General features: G+C 66.3%; 20 protein-coding genes and 1 tRNA gene. 11 read left to right on the top strand and 10 right to left on the bottom strand.

What is annotated here, in order from left to right; all coding sequences use genetic code 11:
- The first annotated feature begins 32 nt into the window (after window positions 1-32).
- Complete coding sequence (locus HAV22_RS18485) at window positions 33-1052, top strand: TraB/GumN family protein (RefSeq protein ID WP_166861075.1); 1020 nt, start codon at window positions 33-35, stop codon at window positions 1050-1052.
- 125 nt (window positions 1053-1177) lie between these two features.
- Complete coding sequence (locus HAV22_RS18480) at window positions 1178-2260, top strand: TraB/GumN family protein (protein ID WP_166861073.1); 1083 nt, start codon at window positions 1178-1180, stop codon at window positions 2258-2260.
- 19 nt (window positions 2261-2279) lie between these two features.
- Here HAV22_RS18480 and epsC read toward each other — a convergent pair whose 3' ends face one another.
- Window positions 2280-3203, bottom strand: a complete 924-nt coding sequence (gene epsC / locus HAV22_RS18475; protein WP_166861071.1) for a serine O-acetyltransferase EpsC — start codon at window positions 3201-3203, stop codon at window positions 2280-2282.
- Window positions 3204-3475: 272 nt separating this feature from the next.
- On the opposite strand from epsC, the gene HAV22_RS18470 reads away from it, so the two are divergent.
- A tRNA-Gly gene (locus HAV22_RS18470) sits at window positions 3476-3549 on the top strand.
- A 205-nt stretch (window positions 3550-3754) separates the two neighbouring features.
- On the opposite strand, the gene HAV22_RS30875 is transcribed toward HAV22_RS18470, so the two are convergent.
- Window positions 3755-3919 (bottom strand): PEP-CTERM sorting domain-containing protein, encoded by a 165-nt coding sequence (locus tag HAV22_RS30875; RefSeq protein ID WP_208296265.1) that lies wholly within the window; start codon window positions 3917-3919, stop codon window positions 3755-3757.
- A gap of 287 nt (window positions 3920-4206) precedes the next feature.
- Between HAV22_RS30875 and HAV22_RS18460 the strand changes: the two genes are divergently transcribed.
- The 3 genes from HAV22_RS18460 to HAV22_RS18450 all read left to right on the top strand — a co-directional run bounded on the left by HAV22_RS18460 (window position 4207) and on the right by HAV22_RS18450 (window position 9797).
- Window positions 4207-6264 (top strand): hybrid sensor histidine kinase/response regulator, encoded by a 2058-nt coding sequence (locus tag HAV22_RS18460; protein ID WP_166861069.1) that lies wholly within the window; start codon window positions 4207-4209, stop codon window positions 6262-6264.
- A 167-nt stretch (window positions 6265-6431) separates the two neighbouring features.
- Window positions 6432-6986: a response regulator gene (locus HAV22_RS18455; protein WP_229421305.1), complete on the top strand. Its 555-nt coding sequence runs from the start codon at window positions 6432-6434 to the stop codon at window positions 6984-6986.
- A gap of 126 nt (window positions 6987-7112) precedes the next feature.
- On the top strand, window positions 7113-9797 hold the full coding sequence (locus tag HAV22_RS18450) for a bifunctional diguanylate cyclase/phosphodiesterase (RefSeq protein WP_166861065.1): 2685 nt from the start codon (window positions 7113-7115) through the stop codon (window positions 9795-9797).
- Window positions 9798-9929: 132 nt separating this feature from the next.
- On the opposite strand, the gene HAV22_RS18445 is transcribed toward HAV22_RS18450, so the two are convergent.
- A complete protein-coding gene (locus HAV22_RS18445; RefSeq protein WP_166861063.1) occupies window positions 9930-11048 on the bottom strand; it encodes a succinylglutamate desuccinylase/aspartoacylase family protein in 1119 nt (372 codons plus the stop codon).
- Between the two features lie 141 nt (window positions 11049-11189).
- Between HAV22_RS18445 and trmB the strand changes: the two genes are divergently transcribed.
- Window positions 11190-11876 (top strand): tRNA (guanosine(46)-N7)-methyltransferase TrmB, encoded by a 687-nt coding sequence (trmB, locus tag HAV22_RS18440; protein ID WP_166861289.1) that lies wholly within the window; start codon window positions 11190-11192, stop codon window positions 11874-11876.
- 160 nt (window positions 11877-12036) lie between these two features.
- Here the strand turns inward: trmB and recQ are convergent, their stop codons facing one another.
- The 3 genes from recQ to HAV22_RS18425 form a co-directional block, all read right to left on the bottom strand.
- Window positions 12037-13857, bottom strand: a complete 1821-nt coding sequence (gene recQ, locus HAV22_RS18435; protein WP_166861062.1) for a DNA helicase RecQ — start codon at window positions 13855-13857, stop codon at window positions 12037-12039.
- A 22-nt stretch (window positions 13858-13879) separates the two neighbouring features.
- Window positions 13880-14713 (bottom strand): undecaprenyl-diphosphate phosphatase, encoded by an 834-nt coding sequence (locus HAV22_RS18430; protein ID WP_166861060.1) that lies wholly within the window; start codon window positions 14711-14713, stop codon window positions 13880-13882.
- Window positions 14714-14812: 99 nt separating this feature from the next.
- Entirely contained in the window at window positions 14813-15091 is a 279-nt protein-coding gene (locus HAV22_RS18425; RefSeq protein ID WP_166861058.1) for a YkgJ family cysteine cluster protein, read from the bottom strand.
- 124 nt (window positions 15092-15215) lie between these two features.
- Here HAV22_RS18425 and HAV22_RS18420 point away from each other — a divergent pair, with 124 nt between their 5' ends.
- From HAV22_RS18420 to HAV22_RS18405, 4 genes are all read left to right on the top strand, one after another.
- Window positions 15216-15863 (top strand): TetR/AcrR family transcriptional regulator, encoded by a 648-nt coding sequence (locus tag HAV22_RS18420; protein ID WP_166861056.1) that lies wholly within the window; start codon window positions 15216-15218, stop codon window positions 15861-15863.
- A gap of 163 nt (window positions 15864-16026) precedes the next feature.
- A complete protein-coding gene (locus HAV22_RS18415) occupies window positions 16027-16680 on the top strand; it encodes a protein-L-isoaspartate O-methyltransferase family protein (protein WP_166861054.1) in 654 nt (217 codons plus the stop codon).
- Between the two features lie 13 nt (window positions 16681-16693).
- A complete protein-coding gene (locus tag HAV22_RS18410; RefSeq protein ID WP_036234402.1) occupies window positions 16694-17017 on the top strand; it encodes a rhodanese-like domain-containing protein in 324 nt (107 codons plus the stop codon).
- Window positions 17018-17060: 43 nt separating this feature from the next.
- On the top strand, window positions 17061-18386 hold the full coding sequence (locus tag HAV22_RS18405; protein WP_166861052.1) for a TolC family outer membrane protein: 1326 nt from the start codon (window positions 17061-17063) through the stop codon (window positions 18384-18386).
- A 126-nt stretch (window positions 18387-18512) separates the two neighbouring features.
- Here the strand turns inward: HAV22_RS18405 and gloA are convergent, their stop codons facing one another.
- The 4 genes from gloA to HAV22_RS18385 form a co-directional block, all read right to left on the bottom strand.
- The gene (gene gloA, locus HAV22_RS18400; RefSeq protein WP_166861050.1) at window positions 18513-18926 is read right to left on the bottom strand and encodes a lactoylglutathione lyase; all 414 of its coding nucleotides are present in this window, start codon (window positions 18924-18926) and stop codon (window positions 18513-18515) included.
- Between the two features lie 96 nt (window positions 18927-19022).
- Window positions 19023-19451 (bottom strand): OsmC family protein, encoded by a 429-nt coding sequence (locus HAV22_RS18395; protein ID WP_208296264.1) that lies wholly within the window; start codon window positions 19449-19451, stop codon window positions 19023-19025.
- Window positions 19448-20770 carry a PQQ-dependent sugar dehydrogenase gene (locus HAV22_RS18390; RefSeq protein ID WP_166861048.1) on the bottom strand — a complete coding sequence of 441 codons (1323 nt, stop codon included), beginning with the start codon at window positions 20768-20770 and terminating at the stop codon, window positions 19448-19450. The genes HAV22_RS18395 and HAV22_RS18390 overlap by 4 nt, the downstream gene beginning before the upstream one ends.
- Window positions 20767-21078 (bottom strand): hypothetical protein, encoded by a 312-nt coding sequence (locus HAV22_RS18385; protein WP_166861046.1) that lies wholly within the window; start codon window positions 21076-21078, stop codon window positions 20767-20769. The genes HAV22_RS18390 and HAV22_RS18385 overlap by 4 nt, the downstream gene beginning before the upstream one ends.
- Between the last annotated feature and the right edge of the window lie 9 nt (window positions 21079-21087).

Raw genomic sequence — 21087 nt, 5'->3', positions numbered from 1 at the left:
CTGTTGTGCACACAACAACAAAGGGATGCACGATGAGCAAACACACGACATGCGCGTTGTACCTGAGTTTCCTGACTTTGCCGGCGCTGGCGCAGACCGCGCCTGATGCGGCCCCCGCGGCCGTGCAGCCGGCCGCCGAGGAGCCGGTCCCGGCCACCGTCGTGGTCGAAGGCCGCCGGCCCGGCCCTGGCGTCTGGAAGGTGTCGAAAGGCGACCACGTGATGTGGGTGTTCGGCCTGTACACGCCGCTGCCGCAAAAGATGGAGTGGGACGCGTCGCATGTCGAACGCCTCGTCGCCAAGTCGCAGGAAGTGCTGCAGCCGCCCGGCTTCACCGTCGGCATGAGTTGGTGGCGCGGATTGACCATGCTGCCGACGATGATCGGCCTGCAAAACAACCCGGACGGCGCCAAGCTGCAGGACGTGTTGCCGCCGGACGTGTACGCGCACTGGCAGGCGTTGAAGGACAAGTACATCGGCAACGACGACGGCGTCGAGCGCGACCGCCCGCTGTTCGCGGCCGAGAAATTGCTGCATGCGGGCCTGAAGAAGAACGGTCTCGTCCAGAACATGGCCGTGTCCGGCGAAATCGAGAAGATCGCCAAGCAAAACAAGGTCAAGCTGACCGGGACCATGCTCGGCATCCAGCTCGACGATCCGCGCGCCACGCTGACGGCGTTCAAGAAGGCGCAGATGGAAGACCTGGCGTGCCTCACGCGGACGGTGCAGGGCCTGGACAAGGATATCGGCACGATGCGCGCCGGCGCCAATGCCTGGGCCGACGGCAATATCGCCGCCTTGACGCGTCTGGACCTCGCGGAGCGGGACGAGGTCTGTGCCGACGCCGTGCTGAACAGTTCCCTCGCCAGGACGACGCCCGCCTTCCAGAACGTGCGCGAGCGCATCCGCGCCAACTGGATGAAAGCGGCCGAAAAATCACTGGCCGACAACACGTCGACGTTCGCCCTGCTGCAGATGAAGGACATCGTCGGCCCGAACAATTACTTGGCCGACCTGCGGGCAAAAGGCTACACGGTCGAGAGCCCGAAGTGACACGGCCGGTGCGGGGTTGTGACATATGCATGTCAAACTCGTAACACTTCGTTGCATTTGCTTGTAGTCGTGGCGGCATCCCGAACGTTAAGCTTGCAGTACACAACAATAGGGATGCCACCCCGATGAGAAAGAGAACCCTGCGCCGCGCCTGCGCGCTGTGGCTGGGCCTGCTGGCGTTGCCGGCGCTGGCCCGGAGCACGGACCAGGCCGGGCCACCGCCAGCCCAGCCGGCCGCCACCGACGCCGCCGCCGCCCAGCCCGGCATGCCCGCGTCCGAGCCCGCCATCGCCGCGGACGCCGTCCCGGCCACCGTCGTCGTCGAAGGCCGTCGTCCCGGTCCGGGCGTGTGGAAAGTGTCGAAGGGGACGCATGTGATGTGGGTGTTCGGGACGTACGCGCCGCTGCCGCAAAAGATGCAGTGGGATGCGTCGCGCGTGGAGCGGCTCGTCGCGAAGTCCGACGAAGTCTTGATGCCGCCCGTCGCGAAAGCGCATATCGGCTTTTTTCGCGGGCTGACCGCGCTGCCCAGCCTCATCGGCATCAAGCGCAATCCGGACGACGCCGTGCTGCACGACGTCGTCCCCGCCGACGTCTATGCGCACTGGACGACGTTGAAGGCGAAATACATCGGTGACGACGACGGCGTCGAGCGTTACCGGCCCGTGTTCGCCGGCGAGGAATTGCTGCTCGCGGGCCTCAAGCAGAGCGGCCTGGCCTACGGCAGCGAAGTGCTGGGCACGATCGAGGACATCGCGAAGAAGAACAAGGTCAGGATGAGCGATTCCGGCTACGACGTGATGCTCGACGACCCGCGCAAGCTCGTGCGCGACTTCAAGAATTCCCAGGTCGACGACCTCGTCTGCTTCACGAAGACACTGGACAGCCTGGACATCGACCTCGAGACGATGCGCGTGCGTGCGAATGCCTGGGCCAACGGCGACATCGGCCAGATCCGCGGCCTGAATTTCGCGGAGCGCCGCGATGCCTGCCTCGATGCGATCCTGAACAGTTCGATCGCGAAGGATGCCGCCGCGCTGCGCCAGATGCGCGAACGCCTGCGCCTGTCGTGGCTGCGGGCGGCGGAGAAGGCGCTGGTCGCCAATGCATCGACGTTTGCCGTGCTGGAAATCCAGGATATCGTCGGCCCGACCAGCTACCTCGCCGCGCTGCAGGCCAAGGGCTACACGGTCGAGAGCCCGCGGTGAGCAGACAGGTGAGCGAACATCAGGCCGGCTCGCCCGGCAGCCCCGGACAGTCCTCGCGCGACGCCGCCTGGGCCACGTGCGCGCCCGGGGGCACGTCGTGCGTGAGCCAGACGTTGCCGCCGATGACGGCACCCTTGCCGACGGTGATGCGGCCCAGCAGCGTGGCGCCCGCATAGATCACGACGTCGTCCTCGACGACAGGATGGCGCGGCAAGCCCTTCTGCAAGGTGCCGTCGGCATTCTCGGGGAAGCGCTTGGCGCCCAGGGTGACGGCCTGGTACAGTCGCACGCGCTGGCCGATGACGGCCGTCTCGCCGATCACGACGCCCGTGCCGTGGTCGATGAAGAAACCGGCGCCGATCGTCGCGCCCGGATGAATGTCGATGCCTGTTTCCCCGTGCGCCAGCTCGGCGACGATGCGCGCCAGCAGCGGCAGGCCGAGCCCGTACAGGTGATGCGCGAGGCGGTGGTGGATCATCGCGAGGATGCCCGGATAGCACAGCAGCACTTCATCGACGCTGCGCGCGGCGGGGTCGCCCTGGTAGGCGGCGATCACGTCGCTGTCGAGCAGGATGCGGATGCCGGGCAGCGCGGCGCCGAACGCGCGCGTGGCGTCCAGCGCCTGTTGCTCGATGTCGGTATCGGTGAGGTGGCGCAGCGCGGCGCTGTAGCGCAGCTCGATGCGCACCTGGCGCAGCAGCGCGTGCAGCGCGGTGTCGAGCGCGTGCGCGACGTGGAAGTCCTCGCTTTCCTCGCGCAGGTCGGGCGGCCCCAGGCGCAGCGGAAACAGCACGCCTTTCAGCTGCGCCACGATGCCCGCGAGCGCGTCGCGCGACGGGAACTCGATGCCGCGCACTTCGCCGCCGGGTCGATGGGCCTGGCGCCACTGGCGGCGTGCCGTGTGCAGGTCGCGTACGATCGCGTTGATGTCGAAGTCGGCCATCAGTCGTGCTCCCGGCAGCGAACGTCGCGCAGGTGCGACCATAATGTGGACAATGAGTCGGCGCGCGCCACGGTGCCTCCGCTGTGTTGATGGACCAGTGGTCAATATACGAGCTCGGCCATGGGCGGCCCAACGTTTTTTTCGGCACTAGCTCATGCTGAAAACGTCTAAGGCGCGTGACGCTCGGCCTGAGCGTGGTCAATATGCGGATTGCCGTCCGCGTGCCGGCGCCGTTGTCAACCGAGGCCGATCCCGCGTAGAATGCAGGCAACGCGGGTGTAGCTCAATGGTAGAGCAGAAGCTTCCCAAGCTTACGACGAGGGTTCGATTCCCTTCACCCGCTCCAATGAAAAAGACGCCGAAGCGCCTTGGTCATTGCTCCACAAAATGCATGGCGCCTCACAAAAACCTGTTCGTTCTGACTTGGAACAATCCACGGCGATGCGTTAGCCCAGCCGCAGGCCTCGTCCCACACAGTCTTCCATCGTCCGTCATCAGCGGCGCGCCACATGCTTGTCCGGGCGCGCCGCAGTTGTTCGGATGTCGATGAATCAGCGCGCCTTGCGACGGCGACCGGCGGCGACGCCCACCAGGCCGAGGCCCAACAGCGCGATGCTGGCCTGTTCCGGCACGGCCGATACGTCGACCGCATTGCCGGCGTATTGCATGCCGGTGTAGAAGAACGCGTCATAGGAGGAACCGCCGCCGTTGAGCACCTGCCGGACCGAGGCGAGGGGCCGCTAAAGTCCAAGATGGTCCAGGTGAAATTCCAGCCGGAATCGAGCGCCGCCCCATGCCGAACGCATAAGACAGGCTGCACGCAAGTGTAAAAAATTCCGACAACTGAGTGGCCGGTTTCCTAAGGGAATGATATGCTGACAAGATTGTAAAAAGGGCTGCGTAGACTTTGTCGTTTCCGTTGCCATTTCCGCCGCGCAGCCGTGCGCGCCTGTGACATGCCCCTTATGGCACACTGATCTTGTTGCCCCTACCAGTATCAATCATGCAAGAAGACGGACGATGGTTTGACCAAGCTACCCCGCCCCCGGACCTGCCCGACAGCGCCGGCCCCCTGATGTTCCTGAGCGCCGGCGGCGATATGGGAGCCATGATGCGTGCGCACGACTGGTCCGCGTCGCCGCTGGGACATCCGCGCACGTGGCCGCAGGCGCTGCGCACGGTCGTGGGCCTGCTGCTGAATTCGAAGTTCCCGATGTTCGTCGCGTGGGGCCCCGAGCTCGGCTTCCTGTACAACGATTCCTACCGCGAGATCCTCGGCGACAAGCACCCGGCCGCGCTCGGCGGGCGCTTCCACGACATCTGGGCCGAGATCTGGCCCGACATCTCCCCGCTGATCGAGCGCGCCCTGCGCGGCGAGGCGACGTATGCCGACCGCCTGTACCTCGTCATGAACCGCCACGGCTACGACGAGCCCACGTGGTTCACGTTCTCGTATTCGCCCGTGCGCGACGAGACCGGGGCCATTCCCGGCATGTACTGCGCCGTCGTCGAAGTGACCGACCAGGTGCTGGCCGAGCAGTACCGCGACGAGGAGAACGAGCGCCTGCGCGACCTGTTCGCGCAGGCGCCCGGCATCATGGCCGTGCTGCGCGGCCCCGAGCACGTGTTCGAGCTGACGAACCAGTCGTACATGCAGCTCATCGGCCACCGCGCCATCGTCGGCAAGCGCGCGCGCGACGCGCTGCCGGAAATCGTCGGGCAGGGCTTCCTGGAACTGCTCGACCGCGTGTACGCGACCGGTGAGCCGTTCGTCGGCCACGCACTGCCCGTGCGCTTGCAGCGCGAGCCGGACGGCCCGCTGGACGAGCGCTACGTCGACTTCGTGTACCAGCCAATCCGCGACGCGAACGGCCAGGTGAACGGCATCTTCGTCGAAGGCAGCGACGTCACGGACCGCAAGCTCGTGGAGGACGAGCTGCGTGCCGCGAATCGCCAGAAGGACCAGTTCCTCGCGATGCTGGCGCACGAGCTGCGCAATCCGCTGGCGCCGATCATGACGGCGGCCCAGCTGCTGAAGCTCGGCCGGCTCGACGCGAAAAGCACGGCCAACGCCAGCGAGATCATCGTGCGCCAGGCCGAGCACATGACGGACCTCGTCAACGACCTGCTGGACGTCTCGCGCGTCACGCGTGGCCTCGTCACGCTGGAGAAGGAAGAACTGGACCTGAACGCGCTCGTCGCCGCCGCCGTCGAGCAGGTGCGGCCGCTGATCGACACGCGCCGCCACGCGCTGGCCTTGCAGCTGTCGGACCGGCCGGTGCACGTCACGGGCGACCGCACGCGTCTCGTGCAGGTCATCTCGAACATCCTCAACAACGCCGCCAAGTACACGGCGCCCGGCGGCCGCATCGTGCTGGCCGTGACCGTGGACGACAGGGCGGCCACCGTCGCCGTGCGCGACAACGGCATGGGTATCGCGCCGGAAGTCCTGCCCTACATCTTCGACCTGTTCACGCAGGCCGAGCGCACGCCCGACCGGTCGCAGGGCGGGCTCGGGATCGGCCTGGCGCTCGTCAAGAGCCTCGTCGGCCTGCATGGCGGCACGGTGCACGCGCGCAGCGACGGCCTGGGGCAGGGCAGCGAGTTCTCGATTACCCTGCCGTGCGCTGCGCGCCCGCCCGCGCAGGCGCGCGAGGCCGGCGGGGACGGCACCGCGGTGCCGGACAACGGCAACCTGCGCGTGCTCGTCGTCGACGACAATGCCGACGCCGCCCAGATGCTGGCCGCGCTGCTCGAAGTGCAGGGCCATATCGTCAGCGTCGAGTACGACGGCCACGGGGCCCTCGCGCGGGCGCGGGCCGAGCATCCGGACGTGCTGTTGCTCGACATCGGCCTGCCCGACATGGACGGCTATGAACTGGCACGCCGCCTGCGCGCCCAGCCGGAAAACGCGGCCGCCACGCTCGTCGCCCTCACGGGCTATGGCCAGAACCAGGATCGCGAGGAAGCCCAGCAGGCCGGATTCGACCACTATCTCGTCAAACCCGCGGACTTGAATGAGGTCAACGAAGTGCTTGCGTTGGCGGAGGCGCGACGCTGATCCGCAGATTCAATCGTGCGCGTATTGCCGTCCGGAACCTGTAGGGATATTCTTGGTGCATGTGTCGCGCGGATGCATCCTGCATGCGTGGGCTGCGCGCCCGCGGCGCATATTTTCGTACCATTGGCATGTCATGCCGCGGCACGGCGGGATACTGGAACGAACGTATGGACGAACTCATCGGCATTATTGAAGGGACGGAGGACGACACCGCGTGGGCCGAGCTGGTCCATCCGGACACCACGGACGTGTCGCCCGCGCCGGCCAAGAGGCCCGTCGAGCGCTATCGAGGGCGGCCCGCGGCGCCCGCGTCCACGCAGGCCGGCCATGCCGCCCATGCGACGGCGGGGCCAGCCATCCGGCGCGTGCTCGTCGTCGACGACAATGCCGACGCGGCGCAGACGGTCGCGATGCTGCTGGAGGTGCTGGGCCACGAGACGGCCGTCGAATATGATCCGCTGCAGGCGCTCGCCTGCGCGCGCGAACGGTCGTTTGACGCCTTCGTCCTCGACATCGGCCTGCCGGGCATGGACGGCCACGAGCTGGCGCGCCAGATCCGCACCTTGCCGCAGGCCGCGGGCGCCCTGTTCATCGCCCTGACGGGTTATGGCCAGCAGCAGGACCGCGACGCGTCGGCCGCCGCGGGCTTTCATTACCATTTCGTGAAGCCGGCCGACGTCGATGCGCTGGCGCGGGCGCTGGCCGGCGGCGTGCCGGAATGACGTTGCAAAGTCGTCATACTTGCGTGCCGCCTTGTCATCAACCTGTCACTTTCACTTCTTACACTGCGAGTTGCTGAACAGTAACTAAGCGTGCGCCGCCGGCGCGCGCCTTCTGACGGAAACCGCATGTCCAAGCCCAGTGCGCACACCGCCCCGCGCACCTACCGATTCCTCGCGCTGCTGTGGCCCGCGCTGGCGCTGCTCGCCTGCGCCGCCCTGTGGACCGCCACCATCCTGCACGGGGGCGCCGAACGGCGCCGCGCCGAGGAGCAGGCGTTCAAGGAAGCCGACGCGTATGCCGAAGCCTACGAGCAATACGTCACGCGCTCGGTCGCACAGGTCGACCAGATCACCATGCAGCTCAAGCACAGCTGGGAACATGCGCGCGACCGCAACCTCATCGAGAACATGCGCCGCGACGGCATGTTCACGGATGCCGCGTTCGTCAACGTGAGCGTCGTGGGGCCGGACGGCGCGATCCGCTCGTCCAGCCGCATCCACGGCCGCGCGTTGAACCTCGCGTCCGCCGCGTTCTTCGTCCAGCACCGCGACAACATCTCGACGGCGCTGCGCATCGGCGTGCCCCCGCTGGAGCTGGACGAGGCGCGCGGCACGATCCTGTTCACGCGCCGCCTCGACACGGCCGACGACGAATTCGACGGTGTGCTGCTGATGGCCGTCGACGCCGCCTATTTCACGTCGTTCGTCAGCTCGCCCACGCTGGGCCCGGGCAGCCTGCTGGCCCTCGTCGGTACCGAGAACAACCTGCGCGTCGAGCAGGATGCGCGGGGCACCGTGCGTACCCAGGGCACCGCGTCGCTGCTGCCCGCGAACGCCGATCGCTGGCCCGTCGCGCGCGGCGTGCAGCTGGTCACGGGACCGGGTGGTTTCGCCGACGGCGAAGCCCGCGTGCTGGGCTGGCGCCGTTCCAGCGCGTATCCGCTCGTGACCCTGGTCGCGCTGTCGCACACGGCCGTGCTGGAAGCGGCCGACGCCTACTGGACCGACAGCCGCAACCACATGCTGCTGGCCACGGCCATGCTGGTGCTGGTGGCGCTGGGCGCGAGCCTGCTGTCGCTGCGCGCGGGCGCGCGGGCGGGCGAGCGGGCCGAAATCCAGCGCGCCTACCGCACCGCGACGGAGAGCGGCAACGACGGCTTCTACATGGTCGCGCCGGTACGCGACCGCAAGGGCCAGACAGTCGACTTCCGCATCGTCGACTGCAATGAGCGGGGCGCGTCGTTCTACGGCGCCACGCGTGCGGAACTGGTCGGCAGCCTGATCTCGGAACTGCACCAGGGCGCCTCGTTCGACGACCTGGCCACGAACTACCGCACGGCGCTGGCCGTCGGCTTCCACCAGGAAGACCGGCGCATGCCCGACTCCAACCGCCTGAACATCCGCTGGGGCCACCGCCGCATCGTGCGCGTGGGCGACGTCCTCGCCGTCACCTTGCAGGACATCAGCGAGCGCAAGGAACACGAATCGCAGCTGGCGCGCCTCGCCAACGAGGACAGCCTCACGGGCTTGCCGAACCGCCACTGGTTCCTGAACTTCGTGCCCACGGCGCTGGCGCGCGCGGAGGACGGCGGCCACGGCGCAGCGCTGCTGTTCATCGACCTCGACGAATTCAAGCAGGTCAACGATACGCACGGTCACGCCATCGGCGACCGCCTGCTGCAGCTCGCGGCCGAGCGCCTGCTGTCGCAGCTGCGCCCCGGCGACAGCGTGGCGCGCTTCGGCGGCGACGAATTCGTCGTGCTCCTGAGCCCCTTCGACAGCGACCAGCAGGTGGCCGTCGTGGCCACCCGCATCGTCGACGCGTTCAGCAAGCCGTTCGCCATCGCCGATGACCAGCACATGATCGGCGCCTCCGTCGGCATCGCCGTGTACCCGCGCGACGGCCTCGATGCTGCCACCCTGATCCGCCACGGCGACATCGCCATGTACGCCGGCAAGGCCGAAGGCAAGGGGCAGTACCGCTTCTTCGACCACGCACAGTCGAACATCCTCAAGACGCGCACCCAGTTGCGCCAGCGCCTGCTGGAAGCGATCGACAAGCGCCAGTTCGTGCTGCACTACCAGCCGCGCGTCGACACCCGCACGGGCGAGCTGCTGAGCATGGAGGCGCTGCTGCGCTGGGAGCATCCGCAGCTGGGCATGATCCGTCCGGACGAATTCATTCCGCTGGCCGAGGCGAGCGGCTTGATCGTGCCGATCGGCGCCATCGTGATCGACATCGCCTGCGCCCAGCTGGCGGCCTGGCGTGCGCAAGGTGCCGTGCCGGTGCCCGTGTCGATCAACGTCTCGCCCAAGCAGTTCCTGCGCGGCGGCGTGCAGCGCGAACTGGCCGACGCGTTGGCGCGCTACCACGTGCCGGCCGGCCTGCTCGAAGTGGAGATCACGGAGTCCGCGATGATGGGTGACCAGGCCGAGATCCTCGCGGAACTCGCGGCGATCCGCGCGCTGGGCGTCAAGCTGCACGTGGACGATTTCGGCACCGGGTATTCGTCGCTGTCGCAACTGCAGCGCATGAAGATGGACGTGCTGAAGGTCGACCGCTCGTTCACGGCCGAACTGGGACGCTCGAAGGAAGGCACCGTGTTCTTCCAGGCGATCGTGTCGATGGCGCACGCGCTCGGGATGGAAGTCGTCGCGGAAGGCGTCGAGAACGAGGCGCAGTTGACGATCCTGCGCGCGCTGAACTGTAACGAGGTGCAGGGCTACCTCGTCGCGCGCCCGCTGCCTGCGGCGTCGATCGCGCCGCTGCTGGCGCAGCGCTTCCTGTTCGGCGACGCGCTGGCCGCGTGACGTTCGCGTATGTTGGCGTTCCTACCCTACGTAGTCGGTGGCCGTAGGGTGGGCACGCCGTGCCCACGCGGACGCTTGCGTTGTGTTTGCGTTACGCGTGGGCACAGGAGCGCCCACCCTACGTGATGCCGCTCATGCGCCCAGCAGGCTGCCGCTGCGCCACGCTGTCGCACTGGCGATCTTACAAACGTGCATGCCGCGCAGCAGGTGCCGGTGCGCCGTGCTGGCGAACAGCACACCCGATTGCGTCGGCCGCAACGTGGTCGTCCTGCCGCTGACCGGGTCGACGATGTCGGCGACGGCGTCGCCCGCCCGCACCTGATCGCCCAGCTTCTTCAGGAACACGAGGACGCCCGCGTGCGGCGCATGCAGCGGCTCGACGCCTTCCAGCGGCGTGGGTTCGCACAGCGGAGACGGCAGCGGTTCGACGGGCACGTCGACGACGCCTTCGCGCGCCAGGTATTGCAGCACAGCGTGCGCGTCCCGTTCGGCGAGGTCGTAGCGCACGTCGTTCTCGCCGCGCAGCTCGACCGTCACGCCCACGCAGCCGAGCGGGATCGGAAAGCGGTCGCCGAAGTGCTTCCCGAGTTCCCACCACACGCGGCTGCACGCCTCGTCGAACGGCTCGCCGCCCGATTCCGTCGCTAGCAACACGGCGTGCGCGCCCATCAGCGCGGCCAGCGGCATGGCGCGTTCGGCCAGCGGCGTGCCCGTGTACATATGCAGGACGGCCTCGTTGTCGCAATGGAGGTCGAGCATGATGTCGGCGTCGATCGCCAAGCCCAGCAGCGTCTTCTTGAGTTCTTCCGTCGCGTTCTTCGGCAGCCATGCTGCCACCTCGCGCCGCGCGTGCTCGCGCACGAGGGCCGCGTTGGCGGCCGGGTCGCGCCCCAGCTTGTCTTGCAGCGAGGTCTTCAGCGCGTCGGCCACGTGACGGTACGAGCGGTTGAAATTGGTGCCTGTCGCCAGGTCGAAGCGACCGAACGGCGAACCGTGGATCACTTGCGACAGCCCGATCGGATTCGCCGCGGGCACGAGGATGATCTCGCCCGTGACCTTGCCTTCCGCATCGAGCCGGTCGAGTTCGCGGCGCAGCACGTGCGCGACGAGCATCGCGGGCACCTCGTCCGCGTGCAGCGAGGCCTGCACGTAGACCTTCCTGCCGCGGCCCGGCGTGCCGTAGTGGTACGAGGTCAGGCGGTAGGCGGCGACGTTGTCTTCGGTGGCGATGGGGTGGGTCTGCTGGCGCATGGTGGCTCCTCGTTGCAACAGACGCATTATGTCCGAGATCGGTGCGCGCAAGCGCCGGGTTATAATGGCGCCCGCTTTTTCATCACTCTTCATCGATCTCCCATGTCTGCCGATACGCCTACCAACGAGCAGGGCCGCCCCATGCTCTACGACCCGACCGAACGCCGCATCCGCAGTTTCGTCACCCGCGCCGGCCGCCTGTCGACCGGCCAGGCGCGCGCGCTGGAAGCCTACGGCCCGCGCTACCTGATCGAGTACCGCAAGGCGCCGTGCGACTTCCACGCCGCGTTCGGCCGCACCGCGCCGCTGATCCTGGAGATCGGCTTCGGCATGGGCGACACGACGGCGCATATCGCGAAGGCGATGCCGGACAGGGATTTCATCGGCGTCGAGGTGCACACGCCCGGCGTCGGCAGCCTCCTGAAACTGGCCGGCGAACAGGACATTCCCAACCTGCGCCTCATCCAGCACGACGCCGTCGAGGTGTTGAACAATATGGTGGCCGACGGTTCGCTCGCCGGCGTGCACATCTTCTTCCCCGACCCGTGGCACAAGGCGCGCCACAACAAGCGCCGGCTGATCCAGCCGCCGTTCGTCAAGCTGCTGTGCGAGAAGCTGGCGCCGGGCGGCTACATCCACTGCGCCACCGATTGGGAAGACTACGCCGTGCAGATGCTGGAAGTGCTGGGCAATGAGCCGGCGCTGCAGAACACGGCCGAGGCGTATGCGGAGAAGCCGTCGTATCGGCCGCTGACCAAGTTCGAGAACCGGGGCCTGAAGCTGGGGCACGGGGTCTGGGATCTCGTCTTCACCAAGCGGTGTCGGTAATCGTAGGGTGGGCGGCCCCCGCCCACGCGAACGCTCGCAATCCGCATACGTAACGCGTGGGCACGGGGTGCCCACCCTACGATGTGATGGATGCCATAGGGTGGACTCCCCGAGCCCACCATGTGTTCACGCGACGCACCGCATGATGCGCGCGGCCGTGTTACACCATCTCGCTGATGATGCCGACGATCTCGTCGCCGTACGAGGTCAGCTTCTTCTCGCCGACACCCGACACGCCGCGCAACTGGTCCAGCGACACCGGCTTGACCTTGGCGATCTCGCGCAACGTGGCGTCCTGGAACACGACGTACGCGGGCACGCCGTGCGCGCGCGCCGTCTCGACGCGCCACCAGCGCAGCTTGTCGAAGATCGCCTGTTCGGACTTCGACAATTCCATCTCTTCGTAGCTCGCGCGCGGCGCCGACGTGCGCTTCGGCTTGACGGGTTTCTGGTACTGGCGCAGCTGCACCGGCTGCTGGCCCTTCAGCACGGGGCGCGCGGCCTCCGTCAGCTTCAGGGAACTGAACGCGTCGTGGTCGACGGTGAGGAGGCCCAGCGCGATCGTCTGGCGCACGATGGCGCGCCATTCCTGCTCGCTGCGTTCGGCGCCGACGCCGAACACGGACAGCTTGTCGTGGTGCCACTGGACGATGCGTTCGGACGACACGCCGCGCAGCACGTCGATCACGTGGCCGGCCGCGAAGCGCTGGTCGACGCGGTAGATCGCGGACAGCAGCTTTTGCACGGGCACCGTCGCATCGAACGACGTCGGCGGGATGAGGCAGGTATCGCAATTGCCGCAGGGGCCGGAGCGCTCGCCGAAGTATTCGAGCAGGCGCATGCGGCGGCAGCTCAGCGTCTCGCACAGGCCCAGCATCGCATCGAGCTTCGACGACAGCACGCGCTTGAAATTCTCGTCGGCCTCGGATTCGTCGATCATCCGGCGCTGCAGCACGACGTCCTGCAGGCCGTAGGCCATCCAGGCGTTCGACGGCAGCCCGTCGCGGCCCGCGCGGCCCGTTTCCTGGTAATAGCCTTCCAGCGATTTCGGCAGGTCGAGGTGGCAGACGAAGCGCACGTCCGGCTTGTCGATGCCCATGCCGAAGGCGATCGTGGCCACCATCACGATGTTGTCCTCGCGCAGGAAGCGCGACTGGTTGTGGGCACGCAGCGAATGCTCCATCCCCGCGTGATAGGGCAGGGCGCGGATGCCGTTCTCGTTCAGGAATTCCGCCGTCTCCTCGACCTTTTTTCTCGACAGGCAGTACACGATGCCGGAGTCGCCCGGGTGTTCCGTCGAGATGAAGTCGAGCAGTTGCTTGCGGGCGTTCGTCTTCTCGACGATGGCGTAGCGGATGTTCGGCCGGTCGAACGACGACACGAACTGGCGCGCCTCTTCCAGCTGCAGGCGCTGGGCGATTTCCGCGCGCGTGAGCTGGTCGGCCGTCGCCGTCAGCGCGATGCGCGGCACGTGCGGGAAGCGCTCGTGCAGGATCGACAGCCGGATGTATTCGGGCCGGAAGTCGTGGCCCCATTGCGACACGCAGTGCGCCTCGTCGATGGCGAACAGCGAGATGTGCGCCGACTCGAACAGCTCCAGGCAGCGCGGCGTCATCAGGCGCTCGGGTGCCACGTACACGAGGTCGAGTTCGCCGGTGCGCACCATGCGCTCGATGCGCAGGGTTTCCTCGAACGTCTGCGTCGAATTCAGGAAGGCGGCGCGCACGCCCACCTCCGCCAGCGCGTCGACCTGGTCCTGCATGAGGGCGATCAGCGGCGAGACGACGACGCCGACGCCGTCGCGGAGCAGCGCGGGAATCTGGTAGCACAGCGACTTGCCGCCGCCCGTGGGCATCAGGACGAGCGCGTCGCCGCCGGACGCCACCTGCTCGACGATGTCGGCCTGCTGTCCGCGGAAGGCGGGGTAGCCGAATACCGTCTGCAGGATCTGCAGCGCGCGTTGCTGGATGTCGCTCGTCATGGTGGTGCTTGCTGCGTGAGAATCAATCGGCCCAGACGACCCAGCCGAAATGGGCGGTGATCAGGACGACCACACCGAACACGATACGGTACCAGGCGAATCCCGTGAAGGTGTGCGTGCTGATGAAGCGCAAGAGCCAGCGTACGCACAGGAAGGCGGAAATGAATGCCGTCACGCCGCCGACGAGGAACAGCGGGAGATCGGTCGCGTGCAGCGCGTGGCGGGCCTTGAAGACGGAATACACGGTCGCGCCCAGCAGCGTGGGAATCGCGAGGAAGAACGAGAATTCGGTGGCGGCCGTGCGCGACAGGCCGAACAGCATGCCGCCGATGATCGTGGCGCCGGAACGGCTCGTGCCCGGGATCAGGCCGAAGCATTGTGCGCAGCCCACCTTGAGCGCGTCGAGGAGGGTCATGTCGTCCACGGTCTCGACGCGGTGTGCGCCCGGCAGTACCTTGTGGCGATGTTCCGCCCACAGGATCACGAACGCGCCGACGATGAACGCGGTGGCCACGGGCACCGGCGCGAACAGGTGCGCCTTGATCGCCTTGATGAACAGCACGCCCAGCACGGCCGCCGGCAGGAAGCCGACGATCACGTTGAGGACGAGTTTCTGCTGGCGCGGATCGGACATGACGCCACCTACCGCGGCACCGATGCGCGCGCGGTATTCCCACATCACGGCGAAGATGGCGCCGGCCTGGATCGCGATTTCGAACACTTTGGCCACTTCGCCCGTGAAATTGATCAGGCTACCCGCCAGGATCAAATGACCCGTGGACGAGATCGGCAGGAATTCGGTGAAGCCCTCGACGAGGCCCATGATGATCGCTTTCAGGGCGAGAATGATATCCATTTGGTGTATGTGTTCGGTAGGGTTGGGGTCATGCGCGGACGGTGTTGCGCGGGCCGCAAGCTTACCATGAGGAAGGGGGCCGCCGTCGAGTTACCGTGTCTACATGGAAGCGGTCAAGCGCTCCAGTTCTGACAAAAAAAGCATCGCGTGCTCGCGCGTGTCGCCGCACATCTCGCGCGAGGGCGGCAGGCTGCCGCAGACGCGGGGCCGGTCCGGCTGCCCGAAAATCTTGCAGCCGTTGTGCTCGTCCAATTGCACGCAGCGCACGCCGGGCGGCTTCCCATTCGGCATGCCGGGGATGGGGGACGTGATCGACGGGGCGATGCAGCAGGCGCCGCAGCCGGGGCGGCAGGAGACGGAGGAAGACGGGATAGGCATCTAAAGACGGGCGGCAGGCAAGCAGCCAGTATACTACCGACGGCGCCTTATCCTCAGGGTTCTTGACTGGCCCTATCCCCAGGTCTATATTTGCTGACTCAACAGTTAGTTGTCGGACAGAAGCATGCCATGCCCTTTTGACACCAAGCCGCGCTGGGAGCGCCGTAAGGACGCGCGGCCCCAGGAGTTGCTCGAGGCGGCCATCGACCTGTTCGTCGAGCGTGGCTATGCCGCCACACGCCTGGAAGACGTCGCGCGCCGCGCCGGCGTGTCGAAGGGCACCTTGTATTTGTATTACGAAAACAAGGAAGAGCTGTTCAAGGCCGTCGTGCGCAGCAATATCGTCCCCGTGATCGGCGAGGCGGAAACGTCCGTCGCCGAGTTCGACGGCCACAGTTCCGACCTGCTGCGCCACCTGATCCACTCGTGGTGGCAGCGGCTGGGCGCGACGAAGGCGTCCGGCATCATCAAGCTCGTCATGGCCGAAGCGGACAATTTCCCCGAACTGGCCCGCTTCTACCAGGAAGAAGTCATCAACCGCGGCACCCGGGCGATGTCGTCGATGCTGGAGCGCGGCGTCGCGCGCGGTGAATTCCGGCGCATTGACGTGACCATGACGACCCAGGTGCTCTTCGCCCCGATGCTCACCCTGATCATCTGGAAGCATTCCGTCGGCCCCTGTCCCCGCGGCGAGCTGGAACCGCAGGCCTTTCTCGACACGTTCCTCGACATGGCGCTGCATGGCCTGTTACCGGCCGCACCGGCCGCGTGATCTCTTTTCCTACGTCAAGACACGGTTTTCAGGGTTTCATGCCCCTTAAACTGCAGACTGTCGCAATTTCCCCTGGCGTCCGGCAGCATGTCGTTAAGATATGTTTGCTGAAGCCGTTCAACGATAAAATATCGGATTATTTATTTTCACACCGAGTCTACAGATGAATATCGAACAAGCCCGCTTCAACATGATCGAACAGCAGATCCGTCCGTGGAACGTGCTGGACCAGGATGTGCTCGACCTGCTGCACGTCGTCAAGCGCGAACAGTTCGTGCCGGCGGCGTACCAGAACCTGGCCTTTGCCGACGTCGAGATCCCGCTGCCGGGCGGCGAAGCCATGCTGGCACCGAAGTTCGAGGCGCGCATCCTGCAGGAAGTGGGCGTCCGCAAGCACGAGACCGTGCTGGAAATCGGCACCGGTTCGGGCTACATGGCCGCGCTGCTGGCGCACCGCGCCGCCAAGGTGACGACCGTGGAAATCAATCCGGAAACGGCGGAACTGGCGAAGAAGAACCTGGCCAACGCGGGCATCCACAACGTGACGGTCGAGACGGGCAACGGCGCGGAAGGCTGGGCGAAAGGTGCGCCGTACGACGCGATCGTGATCTCGGGCGCGCTGGAAGTGCTGCCGGAAGCATTCCTGAAGCAGGTGAAGGTGGGTGGCCGCATCGCCGCCATCATCGGCCAGGCACCCGTGATGGAAGCGGCTATCATCACGCGCACTGGCGAAGACACCTACGGCACGATCAAGGTGTTCGAGACCAACGTGCGCTACCTGGCGGGCGCTCCGGTGCCGTCGCACTTCCAGTTCTGAGCGGAGACGCAATATGCAGCACATTACCGCTCCCGAACTGGCCACGTGGCTGGCCGACCCGTCGCGTCCGAAGCCGCTGCTGCTCGACGTGCGGGAAAACTGGGAATTCGAGACCTGCCACATCGAGGGCTCGACCCAGATCCCGATGAACCTCATTCCAATCCGCGTGAGCGAACTGGACGACGGCCAGGACATCGTCTGCGTATGCCACCACGGCGCGCGCAGCATGCAGGTGGCCGCCTTCCTCGAGCGCAACGGGTTCAGCAACATCACCAACCTCACAGGCGGAATACACGCCTGGGCCGTGCAGGTCGATCCATCGATGCCGAAGTATTGACGATCTGCGTCCTTAACAATTGATGACTCCGACGGAGAAAGTAATGCAGAAGCCCCTCATCGCCGTACTGTTGGCCAGCGCGTTTTCGCTCAATGCCCAGGCGGCCGATCTGATCCAGGTGTACCAGCAGGCATTGGCGAACGACGCCACCTATGCCAGCGCCCGCGCGGCCGCCGCCGCCGGTCGGGAACGTATCACCCAGGGGCGTGCCGGCTTGCTGCCGACCGTCGGCGTCTCCGGTGACGTCACGAAGAACAACTCCGACTTTACCTCGTGGAACAACAGTCCGCTGCTGGGCGGCGGCAGCAACCTGCGCACGAACGAGGTCCAGGTCACGCTGCAGCAGCCGCTGTTCCGCTGGGACCGCTGGGAAACCTATCAGCAGAGCAAGCTGCAGCAGGCGATTTCGGAAGCCCAGTTCGCGCAGGCCCAGCAGGACCTGATCACGCGCGTGGCGCAGGCCTATTTCGACGTGCTGGCCGCGCAGGACACGCTGGAATCCACGCGCGCGCAAAAAGTCGCCGTGACGGAGCAACTGGCGTCCGCCAAGCGCAACTTCGAAGTCGGCACGCAGACCATCACCGACACCCATGAAGCCCAGGCCGCGTACGACCTCGTCGTGTCGCAGGAGATCGCCGCCGTCAACGACCTGGAGACGAAGAAGACGGCGCTGCAAGCCATCATCGGCACCGCGCCGTCCACGCTGGCCACCTTGCGGACGGGCGTGAACCTGACGGCGCCGCAGCCGGTCAACGTGGACCAGTGGGTGTCCGCCGCCGAGAACCAGAACTACGCCGTGACCGTCGCGCAACTGCAGCTGGAATCGGCCAAGCGCGACATCTCGAAGAACCGCGCCGGCCACTACCCGACCGTGGACCTCGTCGCGTCGTCGCTGCACCGCGACGTGAATGGCCAGAGCACCGGCTCGGGCAAGACCAACAGCAATGCGATCGGCATCCAGTACAGCATCCCGATCTTCAGCGGCTTTGCCGTGACGAGCCGTGTGCGCGAGTCGATCGCGCTGGAAGACAAGGCCCGCAACGACCTCGAAGCGAACCGCCGCAACGCCGCGCTGGTGGCACGCCAATCGTTCCTCGGCGTGAACAGTGGCTTGGCGCAGGTGAAGGCGCTGGAAGCGGCCGAGGTGTCGAGCAATTCTGCGCTGGAATCGAACAAGCTCGGTTACCAGGTCGGCGTGCGCATCAACATCGACGTGCTGAACGCCCAGCGCCAGCTGTACCAGACCCGCACCGACCTGGCCCGTGCGCGCTACAACACGATCCTGGCCGGCCTGAAGCTGAAGGCGGCGGCCGGTTCGCTGCGCGAGGAAGACCTGCAGCCGATCAATGCGTTGCTGCAGCAGCCGTAGTCAGTCGGGGTCAGAGCTCAACCGAGAAATTCGAGCTCTGACCCCGAATCAGGACGTTGAAACGGCGCTGCGGCGCCGTTTTTTATTGCCGACGACGGTGCCGGCACCGTCGTCGCAGGGCAGGGGTCAGCTGCTGAGGCCAGCGCCGCCGGCGTGGTCGGGGCGCTCGATCAGTTCGACCTTGTAGCCGTCCGGATCGGTGATGAAGGCGATCACGGTCGTGCCGCCCTTGACGGGGCCAGGCTCGCGCGTGATGTTGCCGCCGGCCGCGCGGACCTGGTCGCAGGTCTTGTAGATGTCCTCGGCCGAGATCGCGATGTGGCCGTAGGCCGAGCCCATCTCGTACTTGTCGACGCCCCAGTTATAGGTCAGTTCGAGTTCCGCATGATCCGGGTTGCTGCCGTAGCCGAGGAAAGCCAGGCTGTACTTGTATTCGGGGTTCTCGCTCGTGCGCAGCAGCTTCATGCCGAGCACTTTCGTGTAGAAGTCGATGGAGCGCTGCAGGTCGCCGACGCGTAGCATGGTGTGCAGGATGCGCATTGTGGTCCTTGTCGTTTCATTGGCAAAGCGGGATTTTATGCGCTCGCACGGATTCGTGCAGGCGGATGGTGGGCACCCCGTGCCCACCAATTGCAATCAAGCCTGCAGCTTCGCGTCCAGTGTGATGTTCGCATTGAACAGCTTGGACACCGGACACCCTTCCTTGGCCTTGCGCGCCGCTTCCTGGAACGCGGCATCGCTCGCGCCGGGAATCGTCGCAACGAGTTCCAGGTGCACGGCGGGAATCGCGAAGCCGCCATCGACCTTGTCCAGCGACACGGTGGCCGTCGTCTCCAGCTTTTGCGCCGTCATGCCCGCTTCGCCCAACTGGGCCGACAGTGCCATCGTGAAGCAGCCCGCGTGCGCGGCCGCGAGTAGTTCTTCCGGATTCGTGCCTGGCCCGTTTTCGAAGCGGGTGTTGAAGCCGTATTGCGACTGGTTGAGGACGCCGCTTTGCGTGGACACGGTGCCCTTGCCGTCCTTGAGTCCGCCGCTCCAGACGGCGCTTCCCTTACGTTTGATCATTTAGCTGCTCCCTGGTTGGTGGCGGCCGGCGTGATCCGCCAGATGGTGTTGCCGACGTCGTCCGCCAGCAGAATGGCGCCGGTCTTGTCGACCGCGACCCCGACCGGGCGCCCGTATGCGTGTTCATCCTTGCCGAGAAAGCCCGTCAGCACGTCCTGCGGCGGGCCGCTCGGCTTGCCGTTCGCGAACGGCACGAACACGAGCTTGTAGCCGGCATACGGCTTGCGGTTCCATGAGCCGTGCTGGCCGATCAGTGCGCCGTTCTTGAACTGCGGCAGCAGGTCGGCATCGTAGAACGCCAGGCCCAGCGAGGCCGTGTGCGCGCCCAGCGCATAGTCGGGCGGGATCGCCTTGGCCACGAGGTCGGGGTTCTGCGGCTTCACGCGCGTGTCGACGTGCTGGCCGTAATAGCTGTACGGCCAGCCGTAGAACGCGCCATCCTTCACGGCCGTCATGTAGTCCGGCACGAGGTCGTTGCCGAGCTCGTCGCGTTCGTTGACGGCGGCCCACAACGCCTTCGTCTGCGGCTGGAACGCCATCCCGTTCGCGTTGCGCAGGCCGCTCGCGTAGATGCGCGACTTGTCGCTGGCGACGTCGTATTCCCAGATGGCGGCGCGGCCCTTCTCGATGTCCATGCCGTTCTCGGCCACGTTGCTGTTCGACCCGACCGAGATGTACAGCTTCTTGCCGTCCGGCGAGGCGACGACGTTCTTCGTCCAGTGATGATTGATGCCGGACGGCAGGTCCAGCACTTTCGTACCCTGGGCCGCGATGCTCGTGGCGCCCGTCTGGTACGGGAATTTCCACAGCGCGTCGGCGTTCGCGACGTACAGGTCGTTGCCGACGAGGGCCATGCCGAACGGCGCGTTCAGGTTTTCCATGAACGTGACCTTCGTGTCGGCCGTGCCGTCGGGTTTGAAGCCGCGCAGCAGGATGATCTTGTCGGGCGACGCAACACCCGCGCCCGCTTCCTTCTGCGCCACCCCCTGCACCTTGGCCCGGATGCCTTTTTCCTTCGGCGCGTTGCCGGGCTTGTTGCTCTCGGCAACGAGCACGTCGCCATTCGGCAGCACGTACAGCCAGCGCGGATGGTCGAGGCCCGACGCATACGCAGTGGCGGCCAGGCCCGCGGCCGGCGTCGGGTGCGTGCCTTGCGGCCACGGGTCTGCCTTGGCGATGTTGATGGTGGGGATCAGCGATCGCTGGGGCGCGGGCAATGTCGGATTCGGGCCCCAGCCGGCGGGATATTGCTGGGCGAAGGCGTTACCGGCGCCCAGCAGTGGAAGAAGCAGGAACGCAAGCCTGGCGCGTGGTGTCATCGATTTTTCCCCCCATCGGGGATCGTCGAATCGTGGTCGCGCATGTCGCGGTGGCGGTCCGGCTGCGGGTTCGCCTGGCCGGTGGCGTCCGGTGCCGGCGTGACGGCTTCGCTGATGCCCGGGGTCTGGCGCGCATCGGTGTCGACGAGGCCCTGCTCGAGGTCTTCCGCCGCCTGCTTCATGATACCGCGCGGCCTGACGCCCTGGGCATCCGGCGATTCGTCGCGCTCGTGCGGTTCGCGCTTGTAGCTCTGGTCTTCGATGTTCCGGTCGGTATTCACGACACGGTCTTTTTCTTCCTGCACCATGACAACCTC

The sequence above is a fragment of the Telluria antibiotica genome (genome assembly GCF_011682055.1).
In the GTDB taxonomy this organism is placed as follows: Bacteria; Pseudomonadota; Gammaproteobacteria; order Burkholderiales; family Burkholderiaceae_D; genus Telluria; species Telluria antibiotica.
Note: the sequence above shows the minus strand (reverse complement) of the source record. Positions and strands in the feature narration are given on the sequence as shown.